Below are 5868 nucleotides of genomic sequence, written 5' to 3' on the forward strand. Positions count from 1 at the left end.
TTTGATTCATAAGAAGACCTCTTTTCTGGATTTGTGGTTATCTCTAGATTAAGGGTCTTCTTTCTTTTTGTCTACTTTAATTTCTTGCCCTACTATTTTACTTTCCGACAACTATTTTACACATAGGCTATCGCTTGACCGAAATTCATCTCCCACTTTCACTGGTGCTTCGCACCCATACGCTTAGAAGTGGGAGACTTCTTTCGGAATTACGTTAAAAACTGTCTAATTGTAGTTCATTATATACCGTTACAGTGAGAGATATCATGACAACTTTCCTAGATGCAGTTTCTACCTGACTTGATACACGATAATGCTCTTATACTGCCTATTCATAACAATAAACAGTAATGTCACTTCTTTTATCCAGTGCCTCTGTTCAAAAGGAAAGCCTGAGGATCACAGATTGATCCTCAGGCCATCTCATTTAACTGATTCAGTCTACAACGGTCAGAACTTTTCCTTCAACTAAACTCTTAAGAATATTTTCTGCAAATGTTCTTTCCTCTGAAAGCTGGTCTGATTTATAGAGATCAATCTTTTTCAGTCCGTTAGCCGTTACTGCAGATAGTTTCAGTTCATTTAAATCTTTAGATATAACAATTTTCATTTTTGGTGCTTTCTTATCTACGGCATGGATATTTAAAGTCCGTTCATACTGAAACGATCCGTTCTTTGTTTCCATAAAGCCGTTGTCTTTCAGTGTGTAGCGTTTAGCCTCGTCATTGACTGAGTAATGTGTGTTACTTCCCAGCAGACTGTCTTTTTTCTGTGTAGCCATTGGCGACATCCTCTCTGACACTCGTTATACTTCTATTATTTTACGTTTCAGCTAAAAAATCAACTGCTTTTTTGATTTTCGCTACAACTGTTCGGCAGTCGTCTTCCGTGACCCCATAGCCGAAACTCAATCGAATCGTTTCAGAGATGGCAGGATGGTTAGAACCGTAAAGAGCTTCGAGAACTGGACTTGGATCGACATTTCCAGCAGAACAGGCTGACCCGATAGAGACTGCAATTCTGGCCAGATCAAGATGAATCAGCAGCTTGTCTGCCGGAATACCTTTAATATGAAGGCTTAAGATATGAGGCAAACTCTGGTCGACCGAACCATTTACTTCATAATCGATACCAGATGCATCGAGTTCAGCCAGACATCTGCTTTTTAACGCCTGGTATTCTTCTCTAATACGCTTTTTTTCAGCCTGTCTGATTTCTACAGCACGCTGGAATCCGATTACACCTGGTATATTTTCCGTTCCTGCTCTGCGCTTATTTTCCTGCTCTCCTCCTAGCACCAAGCCAGTAATAGGCAGTTCTTCATTGATGAACAGGAACCCGATACCCTTAGGCCCGTTTATCTTATGAGATGAAACGGAGAGCAGGTCGATTTTCTGCTCTTTGACATCGATGTCTTCTGTTCCATAAGCCTGTACGGCATCTGTATGAAAGGCAACTTTATGGTCAAGGCCGTCAAGGTACTGTCCAATTTCAGTTATCGGCATAAGCGTGCCGATTTCATTATTTCCATAAATGACTGAAACCAGTATCGTGTCTTCTCTGACTGCTTCCTTCACCTGCTCAAGACTGATCAGCCCATTTCTGTCTACTGCTAATTCAGTGACTTCAAAGCCCTGATTTTTCAGATAATTTAACGGGCGCCTGACAGCTGGGTGCTCAACGTTTGTCGTCACAATATGTTTTCCTTTATAGCCGTATTTCTCTGCTGTTTTGACTACAGCCATATTGTCACTTTCGGTGCCTCCACTTGTAATGACGATCTCGTTTGGTGAGGCATTGATGCTTGCAGCAAAGACAGACCGAGCTTCTTCCAGCAGACCTTTACTTGTCCGACCCATCTGATGAATACTTGATGCATTCCCGTAATGCAACTGCATTGCTTCAGTCATTGCTTCGATCACTTCCGGTCTCGCAGGAGTCGTTGCCGCATGATCAAGATAAATATAGTTGTTCATTTTATATCCCTTCCAGTCTTATGATAGGTCGATAGATGGAAAGAGCATATCAATGACTTTCCTGGTCAGATTACGTCCTTTGCCCTTCTGAACGAATGCATGCATATGCATAGCCGGATTGAAGTTGGCCTCGATGACGACATAACCTGGCTTGTCCTTGGTACTTGGTTTAGCGATATCAGGAATGATCAGGTCCAGACCAGTGACTTTGACTTCCAGGGCCTTAGCCATCTCTACTGCCTGTTTCTTGTAGGACTCGTCCATATCGTCAGTCATATCTATAGAGTCTCCGCCAGTTGAAATGTTGGAGTTCTCTCTCAACAGCACGCGCTCACCTTCAGCCGGAATACTGTCGAATGTGTAGCCTTGTTCTTTGAGCATCAGTCGCTCCAGTTCCCCCATTTTTATTTTTTCAAGAGGGGCACGGTGCTTGATTCCTCGATAAGGATGCGTGTTCTTTTTCTGAATCAGTTGTTCAATCGTCTGTCTTCCGTCACCAGTTACGTTTGCAGGTTGTCTCAGCAGAACGGCTTCTACCTTATCATCGATCACAACGAACCGGTACTCTGTTCCTTCAATGTAGTCTTCAACCAGAATCTGCCCATCTTCTTCAAAAGCCAGACGCACAGCTTCTGAATATGCTTCATATGATGCAGGATGCTTAAAAATGGAGATGCCCAGCCCATAGTTGGTACTTTTAGGTTTGACGACGATTGCTTTCCGGTCAAACAGGGCATACGCATTCACAGCATCTTCTATTGATGCAAATTCTTCTCCATGAGGCACTCTGTACCCATAATTTTTCAGAATTTTCTTGGTAACTGTCTTGTTAGCCATGATCCAGTGAGAGATGTAGGTGTCTTTAGACGTCATATTTCCGTTTCTCACGTATTCGGTCTTGTCCCCGTGAGTCAGCTTCAAAAACTGATCATGACTGTCCAGCAGTTCCGTTTCAAGCCCCAGTTTCAATGCGTCAAACAAGAGCAGCTGAGTACTCATTTCCATTTCAGTAAAGCCTTTGACTAGAAATGGCTTCTCAAAGGAGACCTCTTTATATTGCTGACCCAGATTGATCCCGTACTCAATAAAGGAACGCCCATTTTCCAGCTCTTTGACAATTCTTGCAGAGAGGGTTTGTTCAGGATGATCCAAGAGCTTGTGGGCCGTCTCAAGGACTGCATCGTACTCGCTACTCAAATGCAGCGCATTAATAGTCTCTTTCATCATGTTAAGCAGGAACTGTCCCTCTTCTTTGAATCTGGAGGACTCAAACGGGTCTTCCATGGCCGTCTGTTCATTCATTTCTGCACCGGTTTTGACATCCTCTGTCGTACTGTCCTTATCCATCCAGACCATCGTCATTAGAAAGAGATGAGTAAACAGAGACTGCTCATAAGAGAATCCCAGTCTTGAGAATGGATTTAGATCGAATGAACGGAATTCAACGTATCGCGTCCCGCTGCTTATCAAGTTGCGGACTGCTTTTCCTTTTCCTCTCAGACGAGCTGAGCCATAATACTCACGTTCTTCTATCAAGGTACCCTCTTCAACCAGGTGTTCGATGTCTCTGACATATTCCTCAATTGCCTGATAGGAGACTTTGTTGGTGAAGGAGTTGTGATAGCCCAATGGACTGTTTCTTATACTTCTGTAGTACTGTCTTGAATCGTCACTTGAAAACGTATCGTCTGAAACTGGTGATGCACCGAATAAGTAAGTCAGGATCCATTGATATCTCAAATAATTACGGGACATTTTGAGATAAAGATCATTACTCCAGCTGGTCAGCTTTTCTGGTGTCTCAGCAATACTGGCCAGCGCGTCCATAAAATCAGAGGAAAATGAGAAATTGTAATGAACACCGCTGATCATCTGTTTTTTCTTCCCATATTTTTCAGCAAGCTGCTCTCTGTATTCTATTTCTTTCCTGTCCTCGACTTTGATGATCGGAATATTTTTCTCATCAGGAAGCCGACTAGGCATACTGAACGGCCAGACAAACTCTTCCGTATCAATCGTGCGGTTGACCACATCATGAAGAGCCTCAAGCCACTTATACTGTTCCTTAAGTGTATTCTGAGGCGGAGTCACCAGTTCCAGTTGCGATTCACTGAAATCCGTCTGAATATACGGGTGGTGTTTCCGGCTTCCAAATAACGCAGGGTGAGGGCTGAGCGCCAGATCTCCTTCTCGTGTTGTTCTTAATCCTTCTTTTTCAATTCCAAACGAACCTTTTTTATACAATTCCTGTAGATGGTGAACGGTAACTATCTGTTTTATATTCATTCAAATCTTTCCTTACTGAGTGATTTACTTACTAATATCAAGTACTATCTTATCATAAAGCCTCGCGTCAACCTAGGAAAAAGAAAGAAATCCAAGCACGAACCTTTGTTCGATATTGTTTAAATCACTGTCCAAACATGCTATACTTTAGTCACTTATACTAATTATGTGATAAAGGAGTCTTTTATGAATAAACCACTAGCCTATCGTATGCGTCCAACGACGATCAGTCAGGTTGTCGGTCAGGAACATCTTGTAGGAGAAGGTAAAATCATATGGCGGATGGTAAAGGCCAAACAGCTGTCATCCATGATTTTATATGGTCCTCCCGGAATAGGAAAAACAAGTATTGCCAGTGCAATTGCCGGTTCGACTAAGTATGCTTTCCGCACGTTGAATGCTGCCACAGATTCTAAAAAAGATCTGCAGATAGTTGTTGAGGAAGCTAAAATGAGCGGCACAGTAGTCCTGCTATTGGATGAGGTCCATCGTCTCGATAAGCCTAAGCAGGATTTCCTGCTGCCACATCTTGAGAATGGTCGGATTGTACTGATTGGGGCGACTACCGAAAATCCATATATTTCCATCCACCCTGCGATTAGAAGTCGGTCCCAGATATTTGAATTGAAACCTTTGTCTGAAACTCAGATTACCTCGGCATTGGAGCGGGCACTGACTGACGAAGAAAATGGACTGGGTTCTGAATCTATAGTTATCTCTCCCTCTGTTCTAAATTATTTCTCAAGGGTGACTAACGGCGATTTAAGAAGTGCGCTGAATGCCCTGGAACTGGCAGTGAAGTCTACTGATTCAGATGATAATGGAAACACCGTTATTACACTGGATATTGCAGAAGAATGTCTCCAGCGTAAATCCCTGACTCATGACAAAGATGGAGATGCTCATTATAATGCAATATCAGCCTTTCAGAAGTCCATTCGGGGAAGTGACGTACATGCAGCACTTCATTACCTGGCACGGCTTCTGGAGGCTGGTGAACTGAAAGTGGTGATCAGACGGCTGATCGTCACTGCATACGAAGATATCGGTCTGGCAAACCCTGCAGGTGTATCGAGAGCCGTACAGGCTACAGAAGCTGCTGAAAAAATTGGGCTTCCCGAAGCCAGGATCCCTCTTGCCAACGCTGTCATCGAAATGTGCCTATCTCCTAAATCAAATAGTGCGATCAGCGCGATCGATCAAGCAATACAAGATGTTAGAGAAGGAAAAACAGGTGATGTGCCGGATCATCTGAAAGATACTCATTATAAAGGAGCAAAAGATCTGGGAAGCGGCATTGGTTATCAGTTCCCGCATAATTTTGAAAGCCACTGGATCTCCCAGCAGTACCTACCTGATACGATTAAAAGCAGAGAGTACTATGCTCCAGTTCTGACGTCTAAGTTCGAGGAAGCCTTGAACAAGCAGCTTCAAAAGTTTGACAACAAATAAGTACTCACTCTTTGAAGCAAGCTGTCTTTTGAATTTGCCCTTTTTACGTCAGGGCAGCCTCTAAATCGAGCATGTAGGAGGAAGGCAATGGAACACTGGTATGAATTTCTTTGAAACACTGTAAGAAGACACACAAATAGAACGCCCTTTTCAG

The 5868-nt window shown here is 43.1% G+C and carries 4 protein-coding genes; 1 reads left to right on the plus strand and 3 read right to left on the minus strand.

Annotation, left to right across the window (positions count from 1 at the left end; all coding sequences use genetic code 11):
- Nucleotides 1-436: 436 nt before the first annotated feature.
- The 3 genes from ACYQ2O_RS10090 to gshAB are packed head-to-tail and all read right to left on the minus strand — an operon-like array spanning nucleotide 437 to nucleotide 4262.
- Nucleotides 437-781 (minus strand): hypothetical protein, encoded by a 345-nt coding sequence (locus tag ACYQ2O_RS10090; protein WP_346024735.1) that lies wholly within the window; start codon nucleotides 779-781, stop codon nucleotides 437-439.
- A gap of 40 nt (nucleotides 782-821) precedes the next feature.
- Nucleotides 822-1976 carry a cysteine desulfurase family protein gene (locus tag ACYQ2O_RS10095; protein WP_346024736.1) on the minus strand — a complete coding sequence of 385 codons (1155 nt, stop codon included), beginning with the start codon at nucleotides 1974-1976 and terminating at the stop codon, nucleotides 822-824.
- Between the two features lie 18 nt (nucleotides 1977-1994).
- A complete protein-coding gene (gene gshAB, locus ACYQ2O_RS10100; RefSeq protein ID WP_346024737.1) occupies nucleotides 1995-4262 on the minus strand; it encodes a bifunctional glutamate--cysteine ligase GshA/glutathione synthetase GshB in 2268 nt (755 codons plus the stop codon).
- Nucleotides 4263-4448: 186 nt separating this feature from the next.
- On the opposite strand from gshAB, the gene ACYQ2O_RS10105 reads away from it, so the two are divergent.
- A complete protein-coding gene (locus ACYQ2O_RS10105; protein WP_346024738.1) occupies nucleotides 4449-5714 on the plus strand; it encodes a replication-associated recombination protein A in 1266 nt (421 codons plus the stop codon).
- Nucleotides 5715-5868 lie beyond the last annotated feature (154 nt).

The sequence above is a fragment of the Alkalibacterium sp. m-11 genome, assembly GCF_054658155.1.